General features: G+C 59.9%; 27 protein-coding genes, 5 tRNA genes and 1 pseudogene. 18 read left to right on the forward strand and 15 right to left on the reverse strand.

The features are described from left to right. Positions 1-12: 12 nt before the first annotated feature. Positions 13-1,803 carry an aspartate--tRNA ligase gene (gene aspS / locus BT173_RS04585; RefSeq protein ID WP_072427453.1) on the forward strand — a complete coding sequence of 597 codons (1,791 nt, stop codon included), beginning with the start codon at positions 13-15 and terminating at the stop codon, positions 1,801-1,803. 80 nt (positions 1,804-1,883) lie between these two features. On the opposite strand, the gene hslO is transcribed toward aspS, so the two are convergent. From hslO to orn, 4 genes are read right to left on the reverse strand one after another with little or no spacing between them, the layout of a single operon-like run. Further along, positions 1,884-2,762 carry an Hsp33 family molecular chaperone HslO gene (gene hslO / locus BT173_RS04590; RefSeq protein ID WP_072427454.1) on the reverse strand — a complete coding sequence of 293 codons (879 nt, stop codon included), beginning with the start codon at positions 2,760-2,762 and terminating at the stop codon, positions 1,884-1,886. Positions 2,763-2,785: 23 nt separating this feature from the next. Continuing rightward, a complete protein-coding gene (locus BT173_RS04595; RefSeq protein WP_072427455.1) occupies positions 2,786-3,376 on the reverse strand; it encodes an MFS transporter in 591 nt (196 codons plus the stop codon). Beyond that, positions 3,373-3,873: a CinA family protein gene (locus tag BT173_RS04600; RefSeq protein WP_072427456.1), complete on the reverse strand. Its 501-nt coding sequence runs from the start codon at positions 3,871-3,873 to the stop codon at positions 3,373-3,375. The genes BT173_RS04595 and BT173_RS04600 overlap by 4 nt, the downstream gene beginning before the upstream one ends. 7 nt (positions 3,874-3,880) lie before the next feature. After that, positions 3,881-4,426, reverse strand: a complete 546-nt coding sequence (gene orn, locus BT173_RS04605) for an oligoribonuclease (protein ID WP_072427457.1) — start codon at positions 4,424-4,426, stop codon at positions 3,881-3,883. 146 nt (positions 4,427-4,572) lie between these two features. Between orn and BT173_RS04610 the strand changes: the two genes are divergently transcribed. The 9 genes from BT173_RS04610 to BT173_RS04650 all read left to right on the forward strand — a co-directional run bounded on the left by BT173_RS04610 (position 4,573) and on the right by BT173_RS04650 (position 14,975). Continuing rightward, positions 4,573-5,817, forward strand: a complete 1,245-nt coding sequence (locus BT173_RS04610) for a M48 family metallopeptidase (RefSeq protein WP_072427458.1) — start codon at positions 4,573-4,575, stop codon at positions 5,815-5,817. 15 nt (positions 5,818-5,832) lie between these two features. Continuing rightward, on the forward strand, positions 5,833-6,144 hold the full coding sequence (locus BT173_RS04615) for a 4a-hydroxytetrahydrobiopterin dehydratase (RefSeq protein ID WP_072427459.1): 312 nt from the start codon (positions 5,833-5,835) through the stop codon (positions 6,142-6,144). Next, entirely contained in the window at positions 6,144-7,010 is an 867-nt protein-coding gene (gene rsgA / locus BT173_RS04620) for a ribosome small subunit-dependent GTPase A (RefSeq protein WP_072427460.1), read from the forward strand. Before BT173_RS04615 ends, rsgA begins: the two co-directional genes overlap by 1 nt. 118 nt (positions 7,011-7,128) lie before the next feature. Next, positions 7,129-7,341: a 30S ribosomal protein S21 gene (gene rpsU, locus BT173_RS04625; RefSeq protein ID WP_072427461.1), complete on the forward strand. Its 213-nt coding sequence runs from the start codon at positions 7,129-7,131 to the stop codon at positions 7,339-7,341. 166 nt (positions 7,342-7,507) lie between these two features. Then, positions 7,508-7,948: a GatB/YqeY domain-containing protein gene (locus BT173_RS04630; RefSeq protein WP_072427462.1), complete on the forward strand. Its 441-nt coding sequence runs from the start codon at positions 7,508-7,510 to the stop codon at positions 7,946-7,948. Positions 7,949-8,007: 59 nt separating this feature from the next. Further along, the gene (gene dnaG / locus BT173_RS04635) at positions 8,008-9,924 is read left to right on the forward strand and encodes a DNA primase (RefSeq protein ID WP_072427463.1); all 1,917 of its coding nucleotides are present in this window, start codon (positions 8,008-8,010) and stop codon (positions 9,922-9,924) included. A 210-nt stretch (positions 9,925-10,134) separates the two neighbouring features. Beyond that, a complete protein-coding gene (gene rpoD / locus BT173_RS04640) occupies positions 10,135-12,066 on the forward strand; it encodes an RNA polymerase sigma factor RpoD (protein WP_072427464.1) in 1,932 nt (643 codons plus the stop codon). 8 nt (positions 12,067-12,074) lie between these two features. After that, positions 12,075-12,151, forward strand: a tRNA-Ile gene (locus BT173_RS04645). Between the two features lie 259 nt (positions 12,152-12,410). Continuing rightward, positions 12,411-14,975 carry a WG repeat-containing protein gene (locus BT173_RS04650; protein WP_072427465.1) on the forward strand — a complete coding sequence of 855 codons (2,565 nt, stop codon included), beginning with the start codon at positions 12,411-12,413 and terminating at the stop codon, positions 14,973-14,975. A 36-nt stretch (positions 14,976-15,011) separates the two neighbouring features. On the opposite strand, the pseudogene BT173_RS04655 reads toward BT173_RS04650, so the two are convergent. After that, positions 15,012-15,284: pseudogene (locus tag BT173_RS04655) on the reverse strand (DUF933 domain-containing protein); the annotation flags it as partial. A gap of 309 nt (positions 15,285-15,593) precedes the next feature. Here BT173_RS04655 and BT173_RS20045 point away from each other — a divergent pair. Together BT173_RS20045 and BT173_RS20050 are read left to right on the forward strand one after the other, a co-directional pair. Next, a complete protein-coding gene (locus BT173_RS20045) occupies positions 15,594-15,767 on the forward strand; it encodes a transposase family protein (protein ID WP_139256041.1) in 174 nt (57 codons plus the stop codon). A gap of 18 nt (positions 15,768-15,785) precedes the next feature. After that, positions 15,786-15,902, forward strand: a complete 117-nt coding sequence (locus tag BT173_RS20050) for an integrase core domain-containing protein (protein WP_139256042.1) — start codon at positions 15,786-15,788, stop codon at positions 15,900-15,902. Between the two features lie 255 nt (positions 15,903-16,157). On the opposite strand, the gene BT173_RS04670 is transcribed toward BT173_RS20050, so the two are convergent. From BT173_RS04670 to BT173_RS04695, 6 genes are all read right to left on the reverse strand, one after another. After that, positions 16,158-16,242, reverse strand: a tRNA-Leu gene (locus BT173_RS04670). 14 nt (positions 16,243-16,256) lie between these two features. Next, positions 16,257-16,330, reverse strand: a tRNA-Cys gene (locus BT173_RS04675). A gap of 48 nt (positions 16,331-16,378) precedes the next feature. Beyond that, a tRNA-Gly gene (locus BT173_RS04680) sits at positions 16,379-16,454 on the reverse strand. 25 nt (positions 16,455-16,479) lie between these two features. Beyond that, positions 16,480-16,555 (reverse strand) — tRNA-Gly (locus BT173_RS04685). 85 nt (positions 16,556-16,640) lie between these two features. Continuing rightward, a complete protein-coding gene (gene moaA, locus BT173_RS04690) occupies positions 16,641-17,645 on the reverse strand; it encodes a GTP 3',8-cyclase MoaA (protein ID WP_072427466.1) in 1,005 nt (334 codons plus the stop codon). Positions 17,646-17,680: 35 nt separating this feature from the next. Further along, entirely contained in the window at positions 17,681-18,268 is a 588-nt protein-coding gene (locus BT173_RS04695; RefSeq protein ID WP_072427467.1) for an NTP transferase domain-containing protein, read from the reverse strand. Positions 18,269-18,968: 700 nt separating this feature from the next. Here BT173_RS04695 and BT173_RS04700 point away from each other — a divergent pair. The 3 genes from BT173_RS04700 to BT173_RS04710 all read left to right on the forward strand — a co-directional run bounded on the left by BT173_RS04700 (position 18,969) and on the right by BT173_RS04710 (position 20,898). After that, positions 18,969-19,397 carry a PH domain-containing protein gene (locus BT173_RS04700; protein ID WP_072427468.1) on the forward strand — a complete coding sequence of 143 codons (429 nt, stop codon included), beginning with the start codon at positions 18,969-18,971 and terminating at the stop codon, positions 19,395-19,397. Between the two features lie 102 nt (positions 19,398-19,499). Next, positions 19,500-19,859 carry a hypothetical protein gene (locus BT173_RS04705; protein WP_245794128.1) on the forward strand — a complete coding sequence of 120 codons (360 nt, stop codon included), beginning with the start codon at positions 19,500-19,502 and terminating at the stop codon, positions 19,857-19,859. A gap of 241 nt (positions 19,860-20,100) precedes the next feature. Next, the gene (locus BT173_RS04710; protein WP_072427620.1) at positions 20,101-20,898 is read left to right on the forward strand and encodes a transporter substrate-binding domain-containing protein; all 798 of its coding nucleotides are present in this window, start codon (positions 20,101-20,103) and stop codon (positions 20,896-20,898) included. Between the two features lie 70 nt (positions 20,899-20,968). Here the strand turns inward: BT173_RS04710 and BT173_RS04715 are convergent, their stop codons facing one another. Next, a complete protein-coding gene (locus BT173_RS04715) occupies positions 20,969-21,541 on the reverse strand; it encodes a flavodoxin family protein (RefSeq protein WP_072427470.1) in 573 nt (190 codons plus the stop codon). 238 nt (positions 21,542-21,779) lie between these two features. Here BT173_RS04715 and BT173_RS19225 point away from each other — a divergent pair, with 238 nt between their 5' ends. Beyond that, entirely contained in the window at positions 21,780-21,968 is a 189-nt protein-coding gene (locus BT173_RS19225; RefSeq protein WP_139256043.1) for a hypothetical protein, read from the forward strand. Positions 21,969-22,219: 251 nt separating this feature from the next. Next, a complete protein-coding gene (locus tag BT173_RS04720) occupies positions 22,220-22,588 on the forward strand; it encodes a pullulanase-associated domain-containing protein (protein WP_072427471.1) in 369 nt (122 codons plus the stop codon). 45 nt (positions 22,589-22,633) lie between these two features. Here the strand turns inward: BT173_RS04720 and BT173_RS04725 are convergent, their stop codons facing one another. From BT173_RS04725 to BT173_RS04735, 3 genes are read right to left on the reverse strand one after another with little or no spacing between them, the layout of a single operon-like run. Continuing rightward, the gene (locus BT173_RS04725; RefSeq protein WP_072427472.1) at positions 22,634-23,035 is read right to left on the reverse strand and encodes a hypothetical protein; all 402 of its coding nucleotides are present in this window, start codon (positions 23,033-23,035) and stop codon (positions 22,634-22,636) included. 11 nt (positions 23,036-23,046) lie between these two features. Beyond that, on the reverse strand, positions 23,047-24,327 hold the full coding sequence (locus BT173_RS04730) for a hypothetical protein (RefSeq protein WP_072427473.1): 1,281 nt from the start codon (positions 24,325-24,327) through the stop codon (positions 23,047-23,049). A gap of 12 nt (positions 24,328-24,339) precedes the next feature. Continuing rightward, a complete protein-coding gene (locus BT173_RS04735) occupies positions 24,340-25,092 on the reverse strand; it encodes a substrate-binding periplasmic protein (protein WP_072427474.1) in 753 nt (250 codons plus the stop codon). Positions 25,093-25,458: 366 nt separating this feature from the next. On the opposite strand from BT173_RS04735, the gene BT173_RS04740 reads away from it, so the two are divergent. Further along, complete coding sequence (locus BT173_RS04740; RefSeq protein WP_084658184.1) at positions 25,459-26,157, forward strand: 3'-5' exonuclease; 699 nt, start codon at positions 25,459-25,461, stop codon at positions 26,155-26,157. Positions 26,158-26,169 lie beyond the last annotated feature (12 nt).

The raw sequence follows: 26,169 nt of genomic DNA on the forward strand, positions 1-26,169 counted from the left end.
TTGAGAATTGCTATGCGTACTGATTACTGTGGCTTGATCGACAAGCGTTACCTGACTCAAACCGTCACCATCAAGGGCTGGGCCCACCGTCGTCGCGACCACGGCGGCGTGATCTTCATCGACCTGCGCGACCGCGAAGGTCTGGTGCAGGTGGTGATCGACCCCGATACCCCGGCAGCCTTTGCCCTGGCCGATACCGTCCGCTCGGAATTCGTGATCGAAGTGACCGGCATCGTGCGTGAGCGCCCGGCCGGCACCGCCAACGCCAACCTGATCTCGGGCGAGATCGAGATCCTGGCCAAAGAGCTGGTGATCCTGAACGCTGCCAACACCCCGCCGTTCCAGATCGACGACGAAAACCTCAGCGAGCTGACCCGTTTGCAGCATCGCGTGATCGATCTGCGTCGCCCGGCCATGCAGAAGAACCTGCGTCTGCGCTACAAGGTGGCGCTCTTGGTGCGCAACTTCCTCGACAGCCGTGGCTTCATCGACGTGGAAACACCGATGCTGACCCGTTCGACCCCGGAAGGCGCGCGTGACTATCTGGTGCCGAGCCGCGTGCACGACGGCCAGTTCTTTGCGCTGCCGCAGTCGCCCCAGCTCTTTAAGCAGCTCTTGATGGTGGCCGGCTTCGATCGCTACTACCAGATCACCAAGTGCTTCCGCGACGAAGACCTGCGTGCTGACCGCCAGCCCGAATTCACCCAGATCGATATCGAGACCTCCTTCCTCTCGGAAGACGAGATCATGGATATCACCGAAGAAATGGCCGTCCATGTGTTCAAGGAAGCCATCGGTGTCGAGCTCGGCAAGTTCCCGCGCATGGCTTACGACGACGCGATGTTCTACTACGGCTCGGACAAGCCCGATATGCGCGTGGACCTTAAGTTCACCGAACTGACCCATGTGATGAAGGACGTGGCCTTCAAGGTGTTCGCCGGTGCAGCGAACATGGAAGGCGGCCGAGTGGTCGGTCTGCGCGTGCCTGGCGGCGCTGCCTTCACCCGTTCCGAGATCGACGCCTGGACCCAGTTCGTGGGCATCTACGGCGCCAAGGGCCTGGCCTATATCAAGGTCAACGACATCACCCAGCCGAACGAAACCGGCCTGCAGTCGCCCATCGTCAAGAACCTGTCCGAAGCCGCGCTGAAGGCCACGTTGGAGCTGACCGGCGCGCAGAACGGCGACATCATCTTCTTCGGCGCTGACAAGGCCAAGGTGGTGAATGAGGCGATCGGCGCGCTGCGCCTGAAGATCGGCCACGAAAAGGGCGAGGCGGGCGGTTACTTCACCCGTGGCTGGAAGCCGCTGTGGGTGGTGGACTTCCCGATGTTCGAGTACGACGAGGAAGACAAGCGCTACACCGCCTGCCACCACCCGTTCACTAGCCCCAAGGTCGAGCACATCGACATGCTCAAGACTGAGCCGGGCAAGTGCAAGGCGCGTGCCTACGATATGGTGCTGAATGGCTGGGAACTGGGTGGCGGTTCGATCCGTATCCACCGTGCCGATATGCAGTCCACCGTGTTCGAAGCACTGAACATCGGCCCGGAAGAAGCGCAGAACAAGTTCGGCTTCCTGTTGGAAAACCTCGCCTACGGTGCGCCACCTCACGGCGGCCTGGCCTTCGGTCTCGACCGTCTGGTCACCCTGATGGCGGGTGCTGAGTCGATCCGCGACGTGATCGCCTTCCCGAAGACCCAGCGTGCCCAGTGTCTGCTGACCCAGGCGCCGAATATGGTCGACGAGAAGCAGTTGCGCGAGCTGCACATCAAGCTGCGCAACCCGCCGCAAGTGGCCTGATTGGGGCTGGCAAGAAAAAAGGACGCTACGGCGTCCTTTTTTCTTGCTGCGCTACATGCCTGGCTAGGCCTGCGTGCAGCTCAGTGGCGGGTCGGATTGGGCGCGCTGCTCAGTTCGCCGCTGAACAACTGGGCCACATCGACTGCATCAAAGCGGTAATGCTGATTGCAGAAGTCGCAGGTCACCTCGACCTTGCCGCGCTCGGCCAGCACCGATTCAGCCTCTTCGCGCCCAACCATCTTGAGCATATTGCCGACCCGTTCCTGCGAGCAGCGACAGCCGAAATGCGGGTGCTCCTCGGCCATAACGCGCACACTTTCCTGGTGGAACAGACGGTACAGCAGGTCCTGCGGTGCCAGCGTGCTCAGCTCGTGCGGGGTGATGGTCTCGGCCAGCGTGGTCAGGTGCTGCCAGGCTTCCGGGTCGCCATGCCCGGCCGGCAGCTTTTGCAGCATCAGGCCGGCGGCCACGCCGTTCTCGCTGCTGAGCCACAGGCGGGTGTCCAGCTGCTCCGAGCTCTGCATATAGTGCTCGATGATGGCCGCCACGCTGCTGCCTGAGAGCCCGACCACGCCCTGATAGGTCTGCCCGCCATCCTTGGGGTCGAGGGTGATCACGAAGCGGCCTTCACCCAGCAAGGTGGACAGCGGCGCATCGGGCAGCTCGCCAGCCGCCTCGTCCCAGCGCGCGGTGGCGCGCATGGTCATATCCGATTCGCATTCGATGACCACCAGCTTCAGCTGGCCCTTGCCATGCAGCTGCATGACCAGCGAGCCTTCGAACTTGAGCATGGCGGTCATCAGGGCCGAGGCGGCCATCAGCTCGCTGATCAGCTTCTGGATCACCCGCGGATAGGCGCGGCGCTTGAGCACTTCGTGTGTGGTGGCGCTCAGGCGCACCACCTCGCCGCGCACCGGGGCGGCGTCGAACAGGAAGCGTTGCAGGGTGTCTTGGCTCATGGGTTTCTTTCTGGTTCTGCCGTTCAGGTTTCAGCCGGCTTAGTTGGGGCCAGTTGCACGGTTCGCAAGCTCATTGGCAGCGAGGAATTCACATCGAACTCACAGCCAACCTCCACGCCGATGCGGGCGATATCGGCCGCGCTGAACGCCGGGTTGTCGTAGACGGCGCGCATGGCACCGATGGCGAAGTCGCGCCCCGAGCCGATCGCCCAGTAATGGCGGTATTCATAGACTTCGCGCATCGAATACACGCCGAAGATGCCGTGTGAATTGGCAATTAAGGCCGTGATCTGGCTCGATTCATAAGGATCGTCTTCCTCTTCCTCGGTCTTCAGGAAGAAGTCTTCCTTGAGCTTGGGGTGCAGCTTGCGGAAGGCATCGAAGATGGTTGGGCGGCTGGAAAAGTCGAGTGCGCGGGTCTTGGCCAGAATCGCCTGCAGCACCAGATCGTGCGCGGCGGCGCCGCACAGGCCAAACAGACTGTCGTGCGAGCTGAAGATCTTGTCCGGGCGCGCATCGTGCAGATGGCCGAGGCGGGTGTCGCCAAAGGTAGACTGGGTGTCGGCCGCAATGGCGACCAGATTGTCCTTGCGGACGACGACGATGGTGGTCATGACTGGGCTTGGCCTAGTAACTGGATCAGCCCGTGCAGGGCATGGGCGATGGTTTGTTGGCGCACGCTATGGCGGTCGCCGGTAAACATCCGGGTTTCACTGTGGACGGCGCCAGCTTGCGCCCAGGCGAAGCAGACCGTGCCGACCGGTTTGTCGGGCGAGCCACCGCTGGGGCCAGCAATGCCCGATACCGCCACCGCGATGTCTGCCGCAGCAGTCTGAAGCGCGCCCCGTGCCATCGCACAGACAGTCGCTTCGCTGACAGCGCCGTGGGCGCTTAGCGTGTGCGCTGGCACGCCGACCAATTGCTGCTTGGCCTGGTTCGAATAGGTGACAAAGGCCATATCGAACCAGCCCGATGAGCCGGCCACCGCGGTGATCGCCTGCGCGATGCCGCCGCCGGTGCAGCTTTCCGCCGCCGTCACACGCCAGCCGCGCGCCAGTAGCAGCGCTCCGAGTGTGCGGGCCAGCGTGTCGATCTGGGCGTCCGTGTGCATGAGGCGCTCAGGGCTTGAGGAAGTGTTCGCGGTAGTACTTGAGCTCATCGATCGACTCATACACATCGGCCAGCGCCTCATGTCGGCCGCTCTTCTTCAGGCCCTTGGCCACGTCGGGCTTCCAGCGCTTGCACAGTTCCTTCAGCGTGCTGACATCCAGATTGCGGTAGTGGAACCAGTCTTCCAGCTCGGGCATCCAGCGCGCCATGAAGCGGCGATCCTGGTGAATGGTATTGCCGCACATGGGGCTGGCCCCCTTGGGTACATGCTCGGCCAGGAAGGCCAGCATCTGTGCGGCGACGGCCGCCTCGTCCTGGGTGGATGCCTTGACCTTATCGGTCAGGCCCGACTTGCCATGGGTGTTCTTGTTCCAGTCGTCCATGCCGTCCAGCACGCTATCGGGTTGGTGTACGACCAGTACCGGGCCTTCGGCCACGGTGTTGAGCTCATTATCGGTAATCACCACCGCCAGTTCGATAATGCGGTCGCTGTCGGGGTTGAGGCCGGTCATTTCCATGTCCAGCCAGATCAGTCGGTTTGCGTCTTGGGCCATCGGGGTATTCCTGCTTGCAAGCTGAGGGTGAGCGAGCGGCGTGCGGCTTGCGCCAGCATTCGGCTGGGGCGGCCTTTGCGCGCCGTAGTCGCGTAGAATAGGCGCCATTGTCTCACAGCCCCTCGTGGCCGCCACAACACCCACCCATGTCCGCTACCGACTTCCGCCTGGTTTTCCTGCTTTTCCTGTTGTTCTCCACGGCCTTGCAGTTGTGGCTCAAAACCCGTCATTTGCAGCATATCCTGCGTCATCGCGCTGCCGTGCCGGCCGATTTCGCCGCTGGCATTGAGCTGGCCGCCCATCAGAAAGCGGCAGACTACAGTGTGGCCAAGGCTAGGCTGGCGCGTTGGGTCATTGCCTGGGAGGCCTTGGTGCTCAGCTTCTTCACTCTGGGCGGCGGCATAGGTTGGCTGGATGGCCTGAGCCGCGCCGGGCTGGGTGAGGGTGTCTGGGCGGGTCTGGGCCTGATTGCCGGGCTGACTCTGCTCAGCAGCGTGCTGTCCCTGCCATTCTCGCTGTACAGCACCTTTGTGCTGGAAGAGCGCTTCGGCTTCAACAAGATGACGGCCAAGCTGTTCATCATCGATCTGCTCAAGTCCACGCTGCTTGGGGCCGCGCTTGGCCTGCCGCTGGTGGCCTTGGTGCTGTGGCTGATGGATGCAGCGGGCAGTCTGTGGTGGTTGTATGCGTGGGCCGCCTGGGTGAGCTTTGGCCTCTTCCTGATGGCGATCTACCCGAGTTTCATCGCCCCGCTGTTCAATAAATTCACCCCGCTGGAAGACGCCAGCCTGAAGTCGCGCATCGATGCCTTGCTGAGCAAATGCGGCTTTGCCAGCAATGGCGTGTTCATCATGGATGGCAGCAAGCGCTCCAGCCATGGCAATGCCTATTTCACTGGCTTTGGCAAAACCAAGCGCATCGTGTTCTTCGATACCCTGATTGAGCGGCTAACGCCGGCCGAGATCGAAGCTGTGCTCGCGCATGAGCTTGGCCACTACAAGCGCCGCCACATCATCAAACGCATGGTGCTCATGTATGGCCTGGGGCTGCTGACCCTGGCCTTGCTCGGGTATCTGAAGGATGCTGAGTGGTTCTACGCCGGCTTGGGGGTCAACCAGCCTTCGACGGCCGCGGCGCTCACGCTGTTTTTTACCGCCTTGCCGGTATTCACCTTTCCCTTCGGCTGGCTGTCCAGCCGCGGTTCGCGTCAGCATGAATACGAGGCTGATGAGTACGCGGCCTCGGTCAGCAGTGCCGATGCACTGGTGTCCGGTCTGGTCAAGCTCTACCGCGACAATGCGAGCACGCTGACTCCGGATCCGCTTCATTCGCTGTTCTACGATTCCCATCCGCCCGCCGCGCTGCGCATTGCCGCTTTGCGCCAGGCTTGAAGAGAGATTGCTGATATGTCACTTGCTCAAGAACATTGCCCGGCTGTGGTCAGCCCTTTGAACGACACCGAACTGGCCGCGCTGCTGCAGCAGGTGCAGGGCTGGTCGGTCCAGGCCGGCAAGCTGGTCAAGACCTTCCGCTTCGCCAATTACTACGAGACCCTGGCCTTCGTGAACGCCTCGGCCTTTATCTCGCATCGCGAGGATCACCATCCCGAGCTACATGTGAGCTACAACGCCTGCCAGGTGGCCTACGACACCCATTCGGTTAATGGTCTGAGCCGGAATGACTTTGTCTGCGCCGCCAAGCTGGATGCCCTGATTTAATGGCTGACATCGCCCGTATCATCGAAACGCATGGCAAGTCCTTTATCGTCGAGCTGGACGAGGGCCGTCGCTATATCGCGACCGCGCGCAAGAAGAAGACCGACTATGCGGTCGGTGATCGCGTCGAGGTCGGGCTGATCAATGAAGAGCAGGCGGTGATCGAGAAGGTGCTGCCGCGCAGCAGTCTGCTGTACCGCTCCGACGAATGGCGTGAAAAGCTGATCGCGGCCAATGTCACCCAGATCGTCGTTGTGCTGGCCGCAGTGCCAAGCTTTTACGAAGAACTGCTCAGTCGCTGCCTGGTGGCGGCGGAAGATGCGGACATTCGTGCGCTGATCCTGCTCAATAAGGCGGACTTACCCGAAACGGCGGCGGCACATGAGGTGCTGGCACCCTATCATCGGCTCGGCTATCCGCTGCTCGAGCTATCGGCCAAGCAGGATGTAGCGCCCTTGTGGCCCTATCTGGCAGGCCAGCTCTCGGTCTTTGTCGGCCAGAGCGGCATGGGTAAGTCGACGCTGGTGAATGCCTTGCTGCCCGAGGCCAAGGTGCGTACCAATGAGATTTCCCTGGCGCTGGATTCCGGCAAGCACACGACGACCCACGCCACGCTCTACAGGCTGCCCAATGGCGGCGAGCTGATCGATTCCCCGGGTCTGCAGGAATTCGGCATGCGCCATCTGCCAGCCGATAGGTTGGCGCCGCTGTTCCCGGAATTCCGCCCCTATATCGGGCAGTGCCGCTTCCATAATTGCCGACACGACAGGGAGCCGAACTGCGCGCTGATCGCCGCGCTGGCGCGCGGCGAGATCCTGCCGCAACGGCTGAATCTGCTGCGCAAACTGCGCCAGGAATGCGGCGTCTGAGCTGCGCTGCGCAGATTTCTTTTGCAAAACAGGCTTTTATTTCCGTTTTCGCACTGCTAAAATCACGGTCCACGTTTTTTTATTTAACCCTTTCAGTTAGAAAGCAGGACTGATTTTCATGCCAAATGTACGCGTCAAGGAAAACGAGCCGTTTGAAGTAGCCATGCGCCGCTTCAAGCGTGCGGTGGAAAAGACTGGTCTTCTCACCGAACTGCGCGCTCGCGAGTTCTACGAAAAGCCGACCACCGAACGCAAGCGTAAGCTCGCTGCTGCCGTGAAGCGCCATTACAAGCGCATCCGCAGCCAGATGCTGCCGAAGAAGTACTACTAAGCAGCGTTTTCCGCGTACCGTTAACGTGCGTTGTCTAGTGCGTTAATGCGTGGTTGTACAAAGTGTGTGGGTGAGGTTTGCCTGCACGCTTACGCACTAAGGCCGCCGGTTTATACTGGCGGCCTTGTGTTTTTTTGTTCATCTCTTCCATTGATCGAGTCCTGCCATGAGCCTCAAGCAACGCATCACCGACGATATGAAAACCGCCATGCGCGAAAAGGATACCGCGCGTCTGGGCACCATCCGCCTGTTGCTGGCCGCCATGAAGCAGCGTGAGGTTGATGAGCGTATCGAGCTATCGGATGAGCAGATCGTGGCCATCATCGACAAGATGCAGAAGCAACGTCGTGACTCGATCGGCCAGTACGAAGCGGCGAATCGCCAGGATCTAGCCGATATCGAAAAAGCCGAGATGCGCGTGCTGGAAGGCTATATGCCGCAGCAGGCGGACGAGACCGAAATCAATGCCATCATCGATGCGGCTTTTGCCGCCCATGGCGCCACCGTGTCCGCCATGGGCAAGATCATGGCGGAGATCAAGCCCAAGCTAGCTGGCCGTGCCGATCTGGCCAAGGTGTCGGCCTTGGTGAAGGCGCGCATCCAGTAAAGCAATCGGCTAGCCTGCGTTGCGGTGATCGCGTAGGCAGGCTGGGCTGAAGCTTGTCTATGGCGCTGATTCCGGAAGATTTCATTCAGGACCTGCTCAACCGCCTCGATATTGTCGAGGTGGTGGAACGCTATTTGCCGCTCAAAAAGGCCGGCCAGAATTACTCGGCCTGCTGTCCTTTCCACAAGGAAAAATCTCCCTCGTTCACGGTCAGCCCGACCAAGCAGTTCTATCACTGCTTTGGTTGCGGTGTGCACGGCTCGGCCATCGGCTTTGTCATGGAGTACGAGGGCTTGGGTTTTCAGGACACGGTGGAGAAGCTGGCTGAGTCTATCGGCATGCAGATGCCCAAGCGCGAGGGGCGCCGCGACGATGCGCCACGCCGGCAGCTGCAAACCAGCTTGATCGAGCTGAATACGCGCGCCATGCATTTCTACCGTGAGCAGTTGAAGCGCCATCCGCGCGCGATTGACTATCTGAAGCGCCGCGGGCTCAGTGGTCAGATCGCAGCCCGCTTCGGCCTGGGGTATGCGCCAGATGGTTGGCATCCGCTGGCCGACTGCTTCAGCGATTACGCCAGCAATCCCCAGCTCGGCGAAGTTGGCCTGGTGATTGATAACGCTGATTCTGGGCGCCGCTATGATCGCTTCCGCGATCGGGTGCTATTCCCGATTCTGGATGGCAAGGGGCAGGTGATTGGCTTCGGCGGGCGCATCATTGATCAAGGCGAGCCCAAGTACCTGAACTCCCCGGAAACCCCGCTATTCCAGAAGGGCTTGGAACTCTACGGCTTGCCGCAGGCGCGCGCTGCCATTCGTGCGCGCAATCGCGTGCTGGTGGTGGAGGGCTATATGGACGTGGTGGCGCTCGCTCAGCTGGGGGTTGAGTATGCGGTGGCTACGCTGGGCACCGCCTGCACGCCCGAGCATGTGAAGAAGCTGATGCGCCTGGCGGACCAGGTGGTGTTCAGCTTTGATGGCGACCGCGCGGGACGCAAGGCAGCCTGGCGTGCTTTGGAGAACAGCCTGGCGCTGGCGAGCGATGGCAAGACCTTGTCCTTTCTGTTTCTGCCGGCCGAGCACGATCCGGATAGCTATATCCGCGAGTTCGGGCGCGAGGCCTTCGAGGCACTGATCGATAACGAGGCACTTGGCCTGGTGGCCTTTCTCTGTCGCGAACTGGCGGCACAGGTCGATTTGAGTACCGAGGAGGGCAAGGCCAAGCTTCTGTTCCTAGCCAAGCCCCTGGTGGAGCAGATTCGTGCCCCGGCGCTGGGCGTGCTGTTGCGCAAGAAGCTGGCTGAGATGGCGGGTTTGAACGCGGCGGAGGTCAGCCAGCTCTTGGGTGGTACTTCGCCGATGGCTGCGCGCCAGGCACCCGTTCCCGCGCCAGCCGCGGCGCAAGCTGCTTTCAAACCCAGGCAATCCGCATCTGGCAGTGGCGGTGCTTGGGCCGGAAAATCGAATGATTGGAAGGGCAAGTCGCGCGATGGCTGGCGACGTGATCAAGGTCGTGACGAAGGTGCGCCGCCGCCTGCGGGCGAGCGACAGGCGAGCGATCTGGGCTTCGAGCTATTGCAAATTCTGCTGATCGCCCCGAAATATGCCTTGGAGCTGCCGCAGAATGAGCTGCCGGCCAATGAGCTGAGTGCTTCCATGCGCGCGATTCTGCGTGTGGTGGATTTTGTGGTGGAGCAGCCAGAAGTGCCGGCTACCGGCCATTTGCTGGAAGCCTTGCGCGAGGATGCCTGTGCCCCCTTGCTGGCGAGCGCCTTTGCAAAGGGGCGCGATATCTATCGTGAGGGTGACGAGGCGATTCTGGCGCAAACCTGGCAGCAGGCGCTCGCGCGCTATCTGTTATTGATGGAAAAGCCTAAGGCGGCGCGTCGGCAGGCGGAACTGGCGGCCAAGGGTTTGAGCAATCTGAGTGCGGATGAGCGGGCAGAATATGGCCGCTTGGTCCTGCTTGGACGTTGAGCACAAAAGCCAGCAAAGCAGCGCTGGGCTAACTAAGCTGGCTGCAGAGTAGAGGGTTGGAAACCGCCTACTGCCCGTGCAGCCGAAATCATGTTGGGCGCATCGCTTGCTTACCCAAGTTGCGCTTTTGGATCAAGGATTTCGTCCCAAAAGGATGCGATCCGTGGTACTATTCTACGTTTCCCCGTATTAGATTCGAGATCACCCCATATGGCGGCAAATCCAGACCTCGGCAAGTCAGAGTCCCAGCGCGACGCAGAACCGCGTCTCGACAATGAGGCCCGTAAGGCGCGCTTCAAGACCCTAATCGTGCTCGGCAAGGAGCGTGGTTTCCTGACCTACGCCGAGATCAACGACCATCTGCCGGAAGACATGCTGGACGCCGAGCAGATCGAAGGCGTGATCAGCATGATCACCAATATGGGCATCCAGGTATACGACGAGGCACCCGATGCCGAGTCCTTGCTGATGTCTGATTCGACTCCTGCCGCAGTGGCTGACGATGACGTCGCCGAAGAAGCCGAGGCGGCGTTGTCGACGGTGGATTCCGAGTTCGGCCGTACTACCGACCCCGTGCGTATGTATATGCGCGAAATGGGCACGGTCGAGCTGCTGACCCGCGAAGGCGAAATCGAGATCGCCAAGCGTATTGAGGATGGCCTCAAGCACATGGTACAGGCGATCTCGGCCTGTCCGACCACCGTGGCCGACATCATCGGCATGGTTGATCGTGCACTGGCGGACGAAATTCGTATCGACGATGTGGTGGATGACTTCATTGACCCGAATGCGGTTGAGGAAGAGGCGTTGCCTGCGCCGGAATTGCCTGATCCGGAAGCGGAAGATGAAGCCATTGAAGGTGGCGACGACGACGCTGAAGAGGACGATGGCAGTGCCGCCGCCGCTGCCAATCTGGAAGAGCTGAAGAACAAGGCGCGCGAACACTTCGAAGTGATTCGTGCCCTGTTCGACAAGATGCTCAAGGCGCTGGAAAAACACGGCCCGCACAGCAAGCAGTACTTGGCGCTGCAAGAGCAGGTATCGGCCGAGTTCCTCAAGATCCGCTTCTCGGCGCGCCAGGTGGAAAACCTGTGCGACAGCGTGCGCGGCATGGTGGACGAGATCCGTGGCTACGAGCGCGAGATCATGGATATCTGCGTGCAGAAGGTGAAGATGCCGCGTGAGCACTTCATCAAGACCTTCCCCGGCAATGAAGACAATCTTGACTGGGTGAAGAACGAGATTGCCTCGGGTAAGCCCTATGCCGGCATCCTCGAGCGCTATCAGCACGCCGTGATGGAAAAGCAGAGCAAGCTGACCGAGCTGCAGACCCGCGCCATGCTGCCGATCAAGGACCTGAAGGAAATCAACCGTCAGATGTCCACAGGTGAAGCCAAGGCACGTCGCGCCAAGCGCGAGATGATCGAGGCCAACCTGCGTCTGGTGATCTCCATCGCCAAGAAATACACCAACCGTGGCCTGCAGTTCCTTGATCTGATTCAGGAAGGCAATATCGGTCTGATGAAGGCGGTGGACAAGTTCGAATATCGCCGTGGTTACAAGTTCTCGACCTATGCCACCTGGTGGATTCGCCAGGCCATCACGCGCTCGATCGCCGACCAGGCGCGCACCATCCGTATTCCGGTGCATATGATCGAGACGATCAACAAGATGAACCGCATCTCGCGTCAGATTCTGCAGGAAACCGGCCTCGAGCCCGATCCGGCTACCCTGGCCGAGCGCATGGACATGCCCGAAGACAAGATCCGCAAGATCCTCAAGATCGCCAAAGAGCCGATCTCGATGGAAACACCGATCGGTGACGATGATGACAGTCATCTGGGCGACTTCATCGAGGACCAGAACAATCTGGCCCCGGTGGATGCGGCGGTTTACGCCAGCCTGCGCGACGCAACCCGCGATGTGCTGGATACGCTGACCCCACGTGAAGCCAAGGTGCTGCGCATGCGCTTCGGCATCGAAATGAATACCGACCACACCTTGGAAGAAGTCGGTAAGCAGTTCGACGTGACGCGTGAACGTATTCGTCAGATCGAAGCCAAGGCCTTGCGCAAGCTGCGCCACCCGACCCGTTCGGAACGTCTGAAGAGCTTCCTCGACAGCTTGGCTAGCGAGGGCTAAAGCCTTACGGGCCTGTAGCTCAGTTGGTTAGAGCAGAGGACTCATAATCCTTTGGTCCAGGGTTCAAGTCCCTGCGGGCCCACCAAAACAAACCCCGTTGAATCGATAGATTGAACGGGGTTTTCTTTTTCGCCATACCAACCAAGCCGCTCAAATTTGCATAAAGGCACATTTTCGGTTCAGTGACAGATTTCCTGCTCCAATAAGACAGTGCCAAAACTGCCTCGGTCGACCGGAAAAATGACAATTTTTGGCAAGCACGCGCGGATATCGGGCCAACCAACCTCTACGGCATAGGGCAAGGCGATAAACTGTCCATTTTTCATTTCTCCTCCCCCGCGTCGATGCGTTTTTTTTATGCGGCCCTTGCCGGCCTAATCCTGCATTTTTCGGGCAATGCACTTGCAGCGGCGCCCGCTTATCCCTTCTGCGTCGATGCCAGCTGTGGTCTGATCGACCGTTCCGGCAACTGGCTGGTCAAGCCGAACTATTCGAAGCTGGTGCCCTCGGGACCTTACTGGGTTGTCGAACGTGCTTCCGGTCTCGAAGGGCTACTCGATGCCCAGGGCAAGGTATTGATTCCACCCTCTTTTCTTGACATCGGTCAATTCGTCGATGGTCTGGCGCCGGCCAGGGGAAGGGAAAGCAAGAACTACGGATATATCGACACCAGCGGCAAGTGGGTCATTGGGCCGCGCTATTTCGGTGCCCGCCCTTTCCAGAAGGGAATTGCCCAGGTCATCCACAGTCCCAAGGACGGCGCACATCTGACGACGGAATTCATCGACGCCAGTGGCAAGCGGGTTATTCCCCGTGAATTCCTGGCCAGCAGCAGTTCGTCGCCCAGCGTCAACGGCCTGAACCTGGTCGAAGTCGCTGGCGCCGATGGTGAGGGGCTCAGCTCGCTGATCGATCATCGGGGGCGTTTCATCGTGCCGCCCAGGAAGGATCAATTCATCGATCTGGAGAAGGATGGCAGCATCTTTGTCCAGCGCGGGAATAGCCAATATCTCGTCAATGCCAACGGGAAAACCCTGTTTCAGGTGAGCGGTGAAGAAGCGAACATTCGCCATGTGGGTGAGGGGCTGGCCTCCTTCGAAAAACCGGGGCAGGGCGTTGGGCTCATCGATCTACGTACAGGAAAAATCATCGTCACCCCGCAGCGCAACTGGGTGTCGGTCGGCATGTTCAACGACGGTCTGGCCAATCTGCGCATCCTGCTGCCCAACAAGGATGTCAGCGATGGTTACATCGATCGCAGCGGCAAGATGGTGATCGCCCCGCGTTTCCGCATAGCATCGCCTTTCGTCGGTGGGATGGCCGTGGTCTGGGGAGCAGACAGTCACGAAGGTGTGATTGATCGTACGGGCCAATGGTGGCGCAAGCCCCAAGAAGGGCAGAGCTTCCGGCGTATGTCCGAAGACGAAATTCAGGATGCCGGACATCTACGAAGTGTCATGATTGCCTACCATCGCAGCGGCGGCAGCCTTGGTGGCCCCTACACCCCGGACGATGCGGAGATGGTGCCTGTGGCTCGGCTACCGATGCTTCAGGAGCTCTTCGACGGCCAACAACTACTGGCGAGCGTGCGCCAGCACCCGTGCGGTATCGAGGTCGGAGTCAATGCCAAGGGCGAGCGCATCTGGCCGGAAAACCTGTTGGGACGTTGCGCCGCAGAGCAATTGTCAACAAACCTTGGCTATGACGAGGAGAAGCTGTCGCCGGCTGCGCGGGCGGCGTATCTCAAGGAAAAACGGCGCAGCGCCCGTGTCGATGCCGAGCGACAGCATGAAGTCGAGCAGCGCGACAAGCATAGCGGCGACATCTATACCCTGATGACGCGTCGCCTGTATCCGGAAAGAGCGGCACGAGACGACCGTCTGCGCAAACTGGTCGAAGACGCCGGCTGGATCCGTGGCGCGCAGGAAGTTTCACTGCACGGGGCGGCGCGGATCACGTTGCCAGCCGGACTCAAGTTGCTAGTGCCGGGAAAGGTCGCGGCGCTGCGCGAAAGAATGAAGGCGGAAATGGCGATTCCCCTGCCCCTGCCGGCGGGCTATCTCGCTTTGCAGGAACAGAAACAGGCGGGAACGATCACGGAAGAGGACTACGCCAAGCGCGAAAGGCAGTGGCGTGAAATGTTCCCCGAGGCATTTGCCACCAAGCCGAACGGCGAAAAACCGGCGGACAAGGAAGATGTGGTCATCCCCATGGCCATGATTGCGGACGAAAACGACCGTTGGCAGGCTTCCTTACGCGTTGTTGCCAGCGGCTATCTGCATCTTGACGAGAGTAGCCTGCCCGCGCCCGACGACCTGATCGAAACCTTGGAAATCTACGGTGTCTGGCGCAATGCCGGCGGGATCGATACGGAAGTGATTGGTCATTCTAGTTACGAATGGATTTCGCCTCTGCGCCTCGATCAACCGAAAAAAATCCTTTCGTGGGCCTATCGCTATTCCGACATGTATTCGGGCAAGGCCGCCGGTCAGGGCTTCAGGTACGGTGTGGTCGGCAATGTCGTGGTTCCGGGGCGAAGCTATCTGGTCCAGGTTAGTGCCAACTGGGATGGCCCCTTCAGTGACTCGCTGGGCGAAGTTTATTTTCCCGAGGTACTCGCCATGGCCCAGCAGATTCATTTTGAGCCAGGCCAGATGCATGAGGATTATATCGATGGTGACAAACGGGTGCAGATACCGCTGAAATACTTGGTTACCGGCGCGCCGCCGGAAGCGTTCCAGCGTTTTTCAGCAAACCTCCAGCATGTGATCGAACGCGACGGCCAGAAAAAGCAGGAAAAGATGAAGCACCAGTTGCAACGTCTTGGTCTCGTAGTCTTTGTGATGCTGGCGCTGTTTTTCGGCGCACGGCGGCACAGCAAGGGCAAGCGCAGTGAAGCCGCGGAGTGATGGCGGCATTTGCCGCCATCCGCTTCTGCTGTCCGCTTAGACGTTGAACAGGAAATTCAGGACGTCTTCGTCCTTGACCAAGTATTCCTTGCTTTCGGCGTGCATCTTGCCGGTATCCTTGGCGCCGGCCTCGCCTTTGTAGGCGATGAAGTCGTCGAAAGCGATGGTCTGGGTGTGGATGAAGCTGCCTTCGAAATCGGTGTGGATGATGCCGGCTGCCTGCAGCGCGGTGTTTCTAGCGTGGATGGTCCACGCACGTACTTCCTTGACCCCAGTCGTGAAGTAGGTAGTCAGGCCGAGTAGCTTGTAATTTTTAGCCGCAATGTCCGACTTGATCAGAGCGTTGGAAAGGGTGTAATTCGGGGGATTGCCGTCACACGGATCCATTACGGGGCGCAACGTATTCACGTGCTGTTGCGGCGTGAGGGTTGGCTGATCAAGCACAAGAAGGCCTACTGGATTTACTGCGAGGAAGGGCTGAGTCTGCGGCGAAAGCGGCCAAGGCGGCGCGTGGCTGCAGCGCACCCGGCAGAAGCGGTCGGCAATCTCCAATTTTAACGACTACTGGAGCATAGATTTCGTCGCGGATCATCTCTGTTCAATGGCCAGAAAATCCGGGTGTTAATTGTGGTCGAATATTTTTGCCGGGAAAGTCTGGCCATCGCGGTGGATTACGCGCTGAATGCAGCTGATGTGGTGGCGACGATGCGACATGTGCGTGCGCTGCGCGGGACGCCGCAGCGGATTCGGGTTGACAACGGCAATGAGTTCATTTCGGTAGCGCTGGCTTAATGGGCGTATGAGCACGGCGTGACCTTAGATTTCTTGCGCCCAGGCAAGCCCATGGTTAATGCGTTCATCGAGTCGTTTAATGGCAGTCTACGGGACGTAGTGCCTGAACGTGCGCCGGTTTCTGTCGTTAGATGATGCTCGTGACAAGATCGAACGTTGGCGACAGGATGACAACGAATTTAGGCTAGACAGTTAACTGGGCGATCTGCCCCCGAGCGAGTTTCGACTCGCTCACCTTGAAGCTGGAAATCTCTAGCCTAGACCGCTCGGCTAGTCGGGATGAGGTCAGATTCGGTAGCATTTCGTCGGACACCCTAGGAAACGATAAAACCCGCATCGCTAGCAACGATGCGGGTTTTGGATTTGGTTTGATACAGTCAGACGTTCAAATGGTGCCCGGAGCCGGAATCGAACCGGCACAGCTTGCGCCGAGGGATTTTAAGTCCCTTGTGTCTACCAGTTTCACCATCCGGGCAAGCGACTGAGAGCTGGAGGCGGGACCCGGAATCGAACCGGGATGGACGGATTTGCAATCCGCTGCATAACCATTTTGCTATCCCGCCGCGCATCGCAGACGAAAAAGGGAAAGTCTTACTTTCCCTTTCTGTATTTGGAGCGGGAGAAGAGTCTCGAACTCTCGACCTCAACCTTGGCAAGGTTGCGCTCTACCAACTGAGCTACTCCCGCATATTAAAAATCTGTGTGCTGTATTTGGAGCGGGAGAAGAGTCTCGAACTCTCGACCTCAACCTTGGCAAGGTTGCGCTCTACCAACTGAGCTACTCCCGCTTCGAATCTTGCTTGCTGCGTTTCGAAGAGCCGCAATTATAGGGGGCAAAAAAATCGTGTCAATAATTTCTTCACAGATTTTTTCTTAACCCCCGGTTGCCGACATAAAGCGCACGACCTTCTGCGGTTGTTCGCGGAACTCGTGCTTCTCGGGTTTCTGGGCGATGGCATGCAGAATCGCCTGCTCCAGATCGGCATCGCTAATCCCGGCCCGCAGCAGCGGTCGTAGCGCCAGTTTGTCGTTCTGCCCGAGGCATAGATACAGGGTGCCATCCACGCTCAGTCGCACGCGATTGCAGCTGGCGCAGAAGCGCTGGGATATTGGGGTGATCGCTCCCACCGTAAAGCGCCCGTCCCTGCTACGCCAATAGCGGGCTGGGCCGCCGCCCAATTCGAGCGCAGCAGGCTGCAGATCAAACTCCACCGCCAGCTGCTGCAAAAGCTGCTGTAGATCCAGGAAGCCCGCTTGCCGGCCAGTATCGCCAACCGGCATGGTTTCGATCAGGCGTAGGATAAAGCCCTGTTGCTGGCTGAAGCGCACCATCTCGGCGACCTCATCCTCATTCACGCCAGCCTGAACCACCATATTGAGCTTGATCGGTCCAAAACCTGCCGCATGCGCCGCCGCCAAGCCATCCAGCACGGCAGCCAAAGCATTGCGCCCAGTGATCTGCGCGAAGCGCTCAGCACGCAAGCTATCCAGGCTCACATTCAAGCGCCGTACACCAGCCTGGCGCAGTGCTACAGCCTGCTCAGCCAGTTGGGTGGCATTGGTGGACAGAGACAGGTCTTCCACGCCAGGCAAGGCCGACAGACGCGCGGCCAAGTCGGCAAGATGCCTACGTAATAGCGGCTCGCCTCCCGTCAAGCGCAGACGACTGACACCCAGCCTGGCAAACACGCCCACCACGCGCTCGATTTCATCAAAGCGCAACCAGTGCTCAGGCTCCTCAAAGCCCTTGAATCCCTTCGGCAAGCAGTAGCTGCAGCGCAAATCGCAGCGATCGGTCACGCTCAGGCGCAAATAGTCGATACGCCGCCCGTAGGCATCGATCAGACCCGGCGGTTGAACTGACGAGAAAGTAGGCATAGTGGCTTAGTCGCCCTGCAGGAAAAAAGGTGCCATCAAGCAAAGCTATTGGCTGTGGTACCCAAGGGGCAGAAAGCAGCGCCGTCCGAGAAGGGCACGGCCACACCACCCGGCTCTTGCAGCCAGTCCACCAGATCAACCCGCGCAGCCTGCAAACGCCGGCGCAGGCGTGGTAGCAATCGATGGGTAAGCAGGCACACGCCCGAAAGTACGCTGCCCTCGCAAACAGCGTAGGTATAAGCCGCATCGCTCAAGGCGAGCGGACGCCACAGCTTGGCGATGGCATCCAAAGGCAGTTCACCCATATCGCAGGGAAGCACCAACAGACACTCAGCTTCGCTGACCGACAGCGCCGCCTCAATCGCAGCCAATGCACCCGGCCAGTCGGCATAGTTATCGGCCAGCGGCAGGAAGCCCAGCGCCCGATAGCGCTCGTGCTGACCATTGCTGCTGACATAGGTCTTGCTGACTGGGCAGCTTTGCTCAAGGAGTCGCGCATAGGTGTGCATGACCACCGCCTCCCCGGCATAGGCGCGCAAGCCCTTATCGCCATTTTGCGCGCGCGGGCTTGCGCATAGCAGCAGGGCATCCACTTCAGGCAACCAGGGCACAGAGAGACTCATGATTCACGCTCCAGCAAGGTGGCAAGGGTACATGCGCAGTGTAGTCGGCATTGGCGACTCCATGCACGCCACCCCACGCATCGCGCCGCCCTTATTCAGGGACAAAAAAAACGGCGAACCTCGAGCAGCAAGCTGCGCGAAGGACGCCGTTGTCCTTGGTCGTGCAGCAAGCTGCAACAACCTGGAGCTATCCACCTGCGAACAGGCTTGGGCCCCCAGTCAGACTCCCCAACGAATCCAGAGTGATCCAGCTCGACATTGAGCTAGGTAACGCAGAGTGCGTTGCAGTAAGCGTGCCAGCTCCCGGCGCGAATCTGCGTAAGCCACTTGGGGATCTTTAAGGGATTGATTATTAAAGATGCTGTTTGTTGGGAAGTATTCGGAACGCGCGCTTACTGGCCTGCTGCAACTGCGGCAGGTGCGCACTATCAGTGGGAGAAAGATCTCTCTATGCGCCCCACGGTGGCGCATTTATTGAACGGAAAGACACACTATTGATTGATGATAGGGGAAGCTTTAGCCATGTAATCCTCGCTTGTTTCCGTTATTGCCGTTGGCTATGGGGTGCTTGTGTTGATCCGCATGAATCGGCTAATCATGCCCAAGATATGCGCTACGCTGGCAAGCCACCCGGCCGCGCTGCATACTCGTCAGGCCGCGCGAGCTCTTATGCTGCACTTGAACAAACTTGGGGACATAGATGGCGAATTACATTGATAGCGTACTGATCGGCGGCGAGAGGGTCATTCATCGCGCCAATCTGAGCATGTGGAACGAGTTACCGCTGCTGCTGCTGGGGGTCGTGCTGCTGCCGCTGTTTGGTGCGGGTCTGCTGGTTTTTCTGGCTATCTATATCAAGGTGAAGTCGACTGAGCTGGCCATCACCAATAAGCGTGTGATTGCCAAGTTCGGGTTTATCAGCCGCAGCACAGTTGAATTGAATATCAACAAGATCGAGAGTCTGCAGGTGCACCAGACTTTGCTGGGGCGCCTCTTCAATTTCGGCTCACTGGTGATTGCTGGTGCGGGTGAGCCGCAGGCGCCGATTCCTGGCATTGCGCGTCCGCTCGAATTCCGCCGCTACTTCATGGAAGCGCAGGAGCAAGCCACCCAACTGGCTGCGCGTTAGTTTTAGTCGTAACACCTTCCCGCTGCCTGCGCCCTCTGCCATACGGGCAGAGAGCACTTAGGCTCCTGCTAGGCCCCTGGCCCTTTCTTCTCCCTGCTGACTGTGTCCCGCGCCGCCCTGACCGATCCCGCCACGCGTAAAGCCCTGCTGTTTGCCTTGCTGGCCGAGAGCCTCGCGCATTTCTATGCGCACGCTGCTTGGCTCAGCGAGACCCAACTATCCGCCCTGGCCGGGCAATGGTTAAGCCAGGCCAAGCTCAGCCTGCCCAGCGCACAGCAGCGCGACTTTGCCCGCCTGGGCGATGAGCTGGCGCGCGAACTGGCCGCTAGCCTGTCGCGCGAAGCTGGCCTGTATGCCGCGCATGAAATGATGGAGGCGCGCGATCCGCGCTATGTCTCGCCCTTTGCGCAGGACATGCTGGCTGAGTGTGAGCGACGCCTTGCCGAGCACACGCTGCTCTAGTCACGCAATTGCCAGCTATAACAACAGGGTCGATTGAGTTGCGCATCCTGTTGCCACTGATTCGATGTCAGCCCGAAACCCACCCTGCCTTGATCTGGCTTAAGTCAGATTGCCTGCTTATGACAGGGTAAACCGCAGCATACAGCCGACTGCAAACAGGGCATGCTATTGGGATAAAACGGCTGAGGCAGCAATGCCTTGCAGCCGTTTTTTTATTGACTGATCAGTGAGAAAAATGATGATGAAACGACTTACAGCCGTGTTTGCGCTCTTTGGCCTGCTTTGCGGTGCTGCCCAGGCCGACCTGGTGGACGAGATCAAGACGCGTGGTCAACTGGTGGTGGGTTGCAATGCCGATGCCCCGCCATTTGGTTTTCATAACCGTGACAAGACGATTTCCGGTTACGACGTGGATATGGCGGCTCTGGTGGCCAAGAAGCTGGGCGTGAAGTTCGTGGTGCAGAACCTTGATCCAGCCGAACGGGTGAATCTGCTGCGCAGCAAGAAGGTCGATCTGGTGGTGGCCACCATGACCAAGACCGCCGAGCGTGAGCGTCAGGTGGATTTCTCCTATGGCTATTTTGTGACTGGCCAGAAGGTGCTGGCGCGTAAAGGTCGCTTTGCTGACCTGAACGCACTGCAGAGTGGCAGCATCGGTGTCGCGCGTGGCACGACCTCGGAGTCGCAGTTCAAGCAGCTCTTCCCCAAATCCACCCTGATTTCCATGGATGACACCCAGGCCGCGGTCAATTTCCTGCAAAACGGCAAGATTGATGGCGTAACGGCCGATGAGCCAGCGCTGGCCGGTTTGCAGGCCAAGCTGCCGAATCGCAATCAGTACGAGATTTCTGTGTTTTCGCTGTCGACTGAGGTATATGGCATGGCCATGCGTAAGGGCGAGCCACGCTTTCTGAAGCTGGTTAACGAAGCCTTGATCGAAGCCGAGCGCAGTGGCGAGGCCGCGCGCATCTTCCAGCGCTGGTTCGGCCCAGAAACCAGCACGCCACTGGTGCGCTTCTTCACGATAGGCGGCGTGTAAGCCCAGGCTGGCCATCGCCACGCAGAACAACACCGGCCGCGGCCGGTGTTGTCGTTTCTGGCGCAGGAGGTCAGTGTCCCAGCTTGGCGGCGAGTTGGGCTACCCGGGCACCGAACTGGCGTGCTGTTTCCAGATCGCCTGGCAGCGGGCCTTCGGCTGGGCTGGCATCCGATGGCGACTGAGTCATCAGTCCGGCAAACGAACCCAGGTAGTTGAGATCGTTGCGCTGCGCGGCCTTGCTATTGGCGGGCAGCATGCCCGTGCCTACCCAGAGCATGCTGTGCTGCATGGCCAGCGTCATCAGGTAGTGCAGGGTCGAGTGTTTATCGCCATTCATGCTGGCCGAATTGGTGAAGCCCGCGGCGAGCTTGTCCTTCCATTGCTGGCCGAACCAGGGTTTGGAGCTGGCGTCAGCGAATTTCTTGAACTGCCAGGACACGCTGCCCATATAGGTGGGCGAGCCAAAGATGATCGCATCGGCGGCAGCTAGCGCTTCCCAGCCACCATCGGGCAGATTGCCTTCGGCATCGATGGCGTAGAGCGTACTGTTGGCCCCAGTGCTGGCCGCACCGGCATGCACGGCTTCTGCAGCTTGTTTGGTGTGGCCGTAGCCACTGTGATAGACGACGGCGATCTGGCTCATGGCGCTTTCCTCTTGGCTGATTGGACGGGCTCGCGGACGCGGGCTCAGCAACCAGTATGGCCGGCCGCGGCACAGAAAAAAGCCGGTATTTATTGAGTTAATCGTTCGAATTATTTGTGGGTATGCACACCGCCTGTCACATTTGAACGACAGGTCATCTAAGCGCGATGCTTGCGTAACACGCCGGTGCTACAGTCGTGTTCGCGTTACCCTTTTTCACTCGTTCGACAGGGAAGCAATGACCAACACCAGACCATCGAAGACCCGTTCCTTGGGTGAACCCGATACCGAAGTTGCTCTGCACCGTTTGATGACCGAGGCGCCGCTGAGCGGCGAGCAACACAGTAAGCGACTGGTCAAGCGCGGCGACACCCGCCGCAAGATAGAAGACCACCTGCTTACCAAGGCCAGCCAGGATCTCTGGTAGGCCGCCCCGCCAGGGCCACCCGTTTTTCACTCCCAACACCGGCTATAGGCCGGTGTTGTCTTTTCTAGTCACGGCAGGCTTGAGTACCTGCATGAGGCTCACTAGTATCGATGCCCGCCGCAGGCCTAGACAGCCGGATGGGCCGGCTGCCTTCCAGCAAAAACAATAAGCTGCGGCATCCATCCATAGAGAGAGTGATCATGTATCTATCGTCCCGGAAGTTCCTGCTTTTCCTACTCGCTTGCCTTGCCATGGCAATTGTAACCCCAGCATTTGCCGATCCGGCGCCCGGCACCATCGTGGTGCACTACAAGCGCAAGGACAATAAATATGATGGCTGGGGCATGCATATCTGGTCTTCGCGCGGTGAAATTCCCGGCGTGAAGTGGAATACGCCGGTCATGCCCAGTGGCAAGGATGACTTCGGCGTGATCTTCACCCTCAAGCAGAACCTGTTTCCGGATGACAAGGTCAACTACATCTTGCACAAGGGAGAGAGCAAGGATCAGGGCGGCAAGGACATGTTCTTCATCGCCAAGGAAGCGCGTGAAGTCTGGATCGTATCGGGCAGCCGCGATATCCATATCAGCAAGGAGGCTGCCCTGGCCGCTGCGCGTTAAGCGCGCTGAATTCCCTTGAGGACCTACCGCTGACAAGCGGCAAGCTCAGGGGAAAATGACTTTCAGTCCCGGCCCCAGCTGCTTGCTGTCGATATAGGTAATCAGACCTCGATCAGCGAGTAGCTGGCTGCGCGCCTCGGCATAGCTGCCAAAGACGCGCGGTGGCTGGCCGTCGCCGGTGAACAGCAGCTTGGCCCAGATGGTGCGCATCTGGCTGGGCGAGCGGCCCAGCACCTGCTGGTAGAAGCGCTCACGGTCGGCATTCTCATATTCAACCGGTGTGATCGCATGACCATTTACGATGCGGGTGCGGCCCGAGAATACTTCAGCCAGCTGGGCGCGCGATAGCTGGGAGATCGGCGACTCGTGCGAGGTCACTACGACCAGTTCCGCCCTTGCTGTGGTGGAAAGCAGGAGCAGGCTGAGGGGCAGACTGAGCATATGCATGATCGTCCTCCTCAGAACACGAAATCAGCCGACAGACTGTATAGGCGCAGCCTGCCGTCATAGGGGCGCAGCTGGCCATCCGCATCGGGCTGCCGCACATAGAAGCCGTTGTAATTGGCATCGGTGTATTTATGCCGAATCTGATCGAGCTGGAATTTCAGCGCCAGCTGCTCATGGACATCCCAGCGTAGTCCCAGCGTATACAGCTTGCGATTGGCCGCCTGTGGCTCATACAGATTACGTGACACGATGCCGGCCAGCATATTGGCGGTTGGCTGCACGGCCGGATTGCTGACCGCGAATTGCACGGCACGCTGGCGATTGGTCGAATCGGCGCGGCTGAAGCCCAGATACGGCGTCAGCTCGCCATGGTGATAACCGAGCAGGGCGACCAGTGAGCGGCCGTCGCTGACAAAGGTGTCCAGTTTGCGTGTCGCGTACTCGGTTTGCAGGCTCCAGCTGCCATCCTCATAGCCCAACGACAGCACATTGAAATGTCCGCCCCAGCCCGAGCTGAGCCGGTTGATGCGCGTGATGGTGTCGCTGCACAGTGTGGCGGCGCAGAAAGGCGCAATCATATTTAGCCCGGCTACCAGTGGGCGGGTGGTTTCCAGATAGCTACCCCCGGTGGCGCGCGCATCGCGGATGCGCGTGTGCGCATAGCGCAGCGTCCAATCGTTCAACGTATAGGTGAACAGCGCACCGGCCACCTGGTCGACCTCGTATTCCAGAAAGGGCAGCTTGAAAGCGGTCTGCCCGGCAAAGACCTGCACGCGCGCTTCGCCGCTGCCCAGGCTTTGCCGGTAGCGCAGATCGGCCCCGTCATGCCCGACCATCGGGTAGATGCCGACGGTTTCCAGCGGCGCCCGCGCGCCCAGTTGTGCATAGCCGACTTCGCGCGACTCGGAGGTGCTGGTAACCGGCGTGACCATGCGCCCAAGTCGCAAACGCCAATTCGGGTTGACCTGCCAAGCCAGATTCGCCCATTCCACCGTAGGCTGGAATTTGCCGCGCTCGCGCTGCATACCCACAACCTGTACCACGCCCTGCCAGCTCGGGTTCAGCTGCAGATCCAGCTGCACGCCCAGGCGGGAGTCCGCCTCGAATGACCATTCATCCGCATTCGCACGTGCTTGGAAATTGCGTTTGAAGCCGATGGCTGGATCATCGGTGCGGGTGGCAGCCAAGCTGCCAAAGCCGGATAGATGCAGCTGTGGTGTGTCCTCGGCCAGGGCTGCCGGAAGGTTGAGTGCCAGCAGGCCAAGCAGGAGCAGCAGTGGGCGGATGGGCATGCGTGATCTCGCTCAGGGTTGCAGATAAGCACTCAGCAGGGTGTCGATACGTCCTTGCGCCTGCAGACGGCGGATGACCGGGTCGATGCTGGCGATCAGTGCGCGGCCGGCGCTGTCGCTGCGCGCCACCAGATGCAGGCCCACATCCGGCTGGCCGCGTAGGCGGTGGCGGCTGATATTCGAGGAAGTGGCTAGCTCACCGGTTTCGCGGTCGATCAGGTACAGGCCGGCCACGATCTGGCGGAATTCCAGCAGGCCATCGCAGCGCCCGAGCAGCAGCTTTCGCACCAGCTCCGGGTAGACATTGGTGCCGGTATCGATATCACGACTGCGCACGCCGAAGTCCTCGTAGCTGAGGCCGCGCAGCCCGCACAGGCGCAGCAGCTGCAAATCCTCCGGCCAGACCTCGGCCGGCAGGGCGGGGCGGTTGGGGCGGCGCAGTGCATACAGTTCGGGGCGCAGCTGGTAATAGGCTTGGGAGGCAAGCAGGCCAGGGCGGCGTGCGATGCCGCTGCTCATATTCAGCGCCAGGTCGTAGCGACCGAATTTCAGCTCCTCAATGCAGCGCGCCAGCGGCAGGCTTTGCAAGCGGGTTGGGCGCTCCAGCTGCTGACTGACTGCCTTCAGCACATCCAGGCCCAGGCCGGTCAGCTGGCCCGCGGTATCGTTGAACACGAAGGGCGGCTGTTGCTGGCGCCCCACGCAGACCGATAGCTCGCCCGCCAGTGCGCCCACGGCGGACAGCAGCAGGACCAGCCGGGCCATCCGGCTCGACAGGGCAACACACGAGGCAAGAACAGGCTGACAGCGCATGGTCTGTAGAACTCGATGTTATTCATCCGCGCATTGCACATCGCAGCGTGTGGCGATGTGTCCTCCTCGCGCCCGGCCCGTGCAGGCTGGCGGGGCGCCTTCGCAGCATAGTCCATCCAGCCGGCTTTGCCCGCTTAGCGCCTGCGCAGTGGTGGCTGGACCAAAAGAGCCGAATCCAGCCAGCGGAAACCGACGGGCACTAGGAAAAACCGCCGTCCGGTCCGGGCCCCTTGCTGCTATAGTCTTGCGCCTTCGCTTCCCCAATCCTGATTGCTCTATGTTGCTGATTGATGGTGCTGTACGGCCCGAGGTGGGCCAATGAAACTACTGAGCCGCCTCTGGCACAGCCTGCGCGCCCGGCTGCGCCCGTCCACGCACCAGGACACCATTCCGGACACGCCACCGCGCGTGCGCCAGCCCAAGCCACGCCGTGTCTTGCTCGACAAGGAGGCGATCCGCGCACTGCCCGATTTCGCCGGCTTGCCGCTCGATGCGATTGCCGTGGTCCAGTCAGCGGCCGAAGTGGCCGAGGCTTGCGCCGTGCTACGCCGTGATGGCCTGCTGGGTTTCGATACCGAATCCAAGCCGACCTTCCAGAAGGGCGAGCATGCACAGGGTCCACACCTGGTGCAGCTGAGCACGGCCACGCGCGCCTACCTGTTCCCGCTGGGCGATAAGGTGCCCGCGCCGCTGGCCGAGCTGCTGGCCGCGCCCGAGGTACGCAAGATCGGTTTCGATCTGCGTTCCGACCTCGCCCTGCTGGCGGGAAACCACGGTGTGCATTGTCATGGTGTGGAAGACCTGGTCGGGCGCTTCCGTCGGCTTGGCTACACCCAGACCGTGGGTGCCGTGCAGGCGGTAGCGCTGCTGTTCAAGCAGCATTACCGCAAATCGAAGAGCGTGAAGATGTCCAACTGGGCGGCGCCCGAACTCAATGTGGGCCAGCGTCGCTATGCGGCCAATGATGCTTATGTGGCCTTGCGCGTTTACCTGGCCCTGCAGGCTAGCAAGCACTGAGTGGAGAGCGTG

The sequence above is a fragment of the Chitinimonas taiwanensis DSM 18899 genome (assembly GCF_900119825.1).
Lineage (GTDB): Bacteria > Pseudomonadota > Gammaproteobacteria > Burkholderiales > Chitinimonadaceae > Chitinimonas > Chitinimonas taiwanensis.

Excerpts from the sequence above, each read along its gene's own strand:
- BT173_RS19225 (WP_139256043.1), top strand. The coding sequence starts at position 21,780 with ATGACCAACACCAGACCATCGAAGACCCGTTCCTTGGGTGAACCCGAT.
- BT173_RS04740 (WP_084658184.1), top strand. The coding sequence starts at position 25,459 with ATGAAACTACTGAGCCGCCTCTGGCACAGCCTGCGCGCCCGGCTGCGC.
- BT173_RS04615 (WP_072427459.1), top strand. The coding sequence starts at position 5,833 with ATGTCACTTGCTCAAGAACATTGCCCGGCTGTGGTCAGCCCTTTGAAC.
- BT173_RS04610 (WP_072427458.1), top strand. The coding sequence starts at position 4,573 with ATGTCCGCTACCGACTTCCGCCTGGTTTTCCTGCTTTTCCTGTTGTTC.
- rpoD (WP_072427464.1), top strand. The coding sequence starts at position 10,135 with ATGGCGGCAAATCCAGACCTCGGCAAGTCAGAGTCCCAGCGCGACGCA.
- BT173_RS04600 (WP_072427456.1), bottom strand. The coding sequence starts at position 3,873 with ATGCACACGGACGCCCAGATCGACACGCTGGCCCGCACACTCGGAGCG.
- orn (WP_072427457.1), bottom strand. The coding sequence starts at position 4,426 with ATGGCCCAAGACGCAAACCGACTGATCTGGCTGGACATGGAAATGACC.
- BT173_RS04650 (WP_072427465.1), top strand. The coding sequence starts at position 12,411 with ATGCGTTTTTTTTATGCGGCCCTTGCCGGCCTAATCCTGCATTTTTCG.
- dnaG (WP_072427463.1), top strand. The coding sequence starts at position 8,008 with ATGGCGCTGATTCCGGAAGATTTCATTCAGGACCTGCTCAACCGCCTC.
- BT173_RS04595 (WP_072427455.1), bottom strand. The coding sequence starts at position 3,376 with ATGACCACCATCGTCGTCGTCCGCAAGGACAATCTGGTCGCCATTGCG.
- aspS (WP_072427453.1), top strand. The coding sequence starts at position 13 with ATGCGTACTGATTACTGTGGCTTGATCGACAAGCGTTACCTGACTCAA.
- moaA (WP_072427466.1), bottom strand. The coding sequence starts at position 17,645 with ATGCCTACTTTCTCGTCAGTTCAACCGCCGGGTCTGATCGATGCCTAC.
- BT173_RS04725 (WP_072427472.1), bottom strand. The coding sequence starts at position 23,035 with ATGCATATGCTCAGTCTGCCCCTCAGCCTGCTCCTGCTTTCCACCACA.
- BT173_RS04700 (WP_072427468.1), top strand. The coding sequence starts at position 18,969 with ATGGCGAATTACATTGATAGCGTACTGATCGGCGGCGAGAGGGTCATT.
- BT173_RS04730 (WP_072427473.1), bottom strand. The coding sequence starts at position 24,327 with ATGCCCATCCGCCCACTGCTGCTCCTGCTTGGCCTGCTGGCACTCAAC.
- hslO (WP_072427454.1), bottom strand. The coding sequence starts at position 2,762 with ATGAGCCAAGACACCCTGCAACGCTTCCTGTTCGACGCCGCCCCGGTG.
- rsgA (WP_072427460.1), top strand. The coding sequence starts at position 6,144 with ATGGCTGACATCGCCCGTATCATCGAAACGCATGGCAAGTCCTTTATC.
- rpsU (WP_072427461.1), top strand. The coding sequence starts at position 7,129 with ATGCCAAATGTACGCGTCAAGGAAAACGAGCCGTTTGAAGTAGCCATG.
- BT173_RS04735 (WP_072427474.1), bottom strand. The coding sequence starts at position 25,092 with ATGGCCCGGCTGGTCCTGCTGCTGTCCGCCGTGGGCGCACTGGCGGGC.
- BT173_RS04630 (WP_072427462.1), top strand. The coding sequence starts at position 7,508 with ATGAGCCTCAAGCAACGCATCACCGACGATATGAAAACCGCCATGCGC.
- BT173_RS04720 (WP_072427471.1), top strand. The coding sequence starts at position 22,220 with ATGGCAATTGTAACCCCAGCATTTGCCGATCCGGCGCCCGGCACCATC.
- BT173_RS04710 (WP_072427620.1), top strand. The coding sequence starts at position 20,101 with ATGAAACGACTTACAGCCGTGTTTGCGCTCTTTGGCCTGCTTTGCGGT.
- BT173_RS04715 (WP_072427470.1), bottom strand. The coding sequence starts at position 21,541 with ATGAGCCAGATCGCCGTCGTCTATCACAGTGGCTACGGCCACACCAAA.
- BT173_RS04695 (WP_072427467.1), bottom strand. The coding sequence starts at position 18,268 with ATGAGTCTCTCTGTGCCCTGGTTGCCTGAAGTGGATGCCCTGCTGCTA.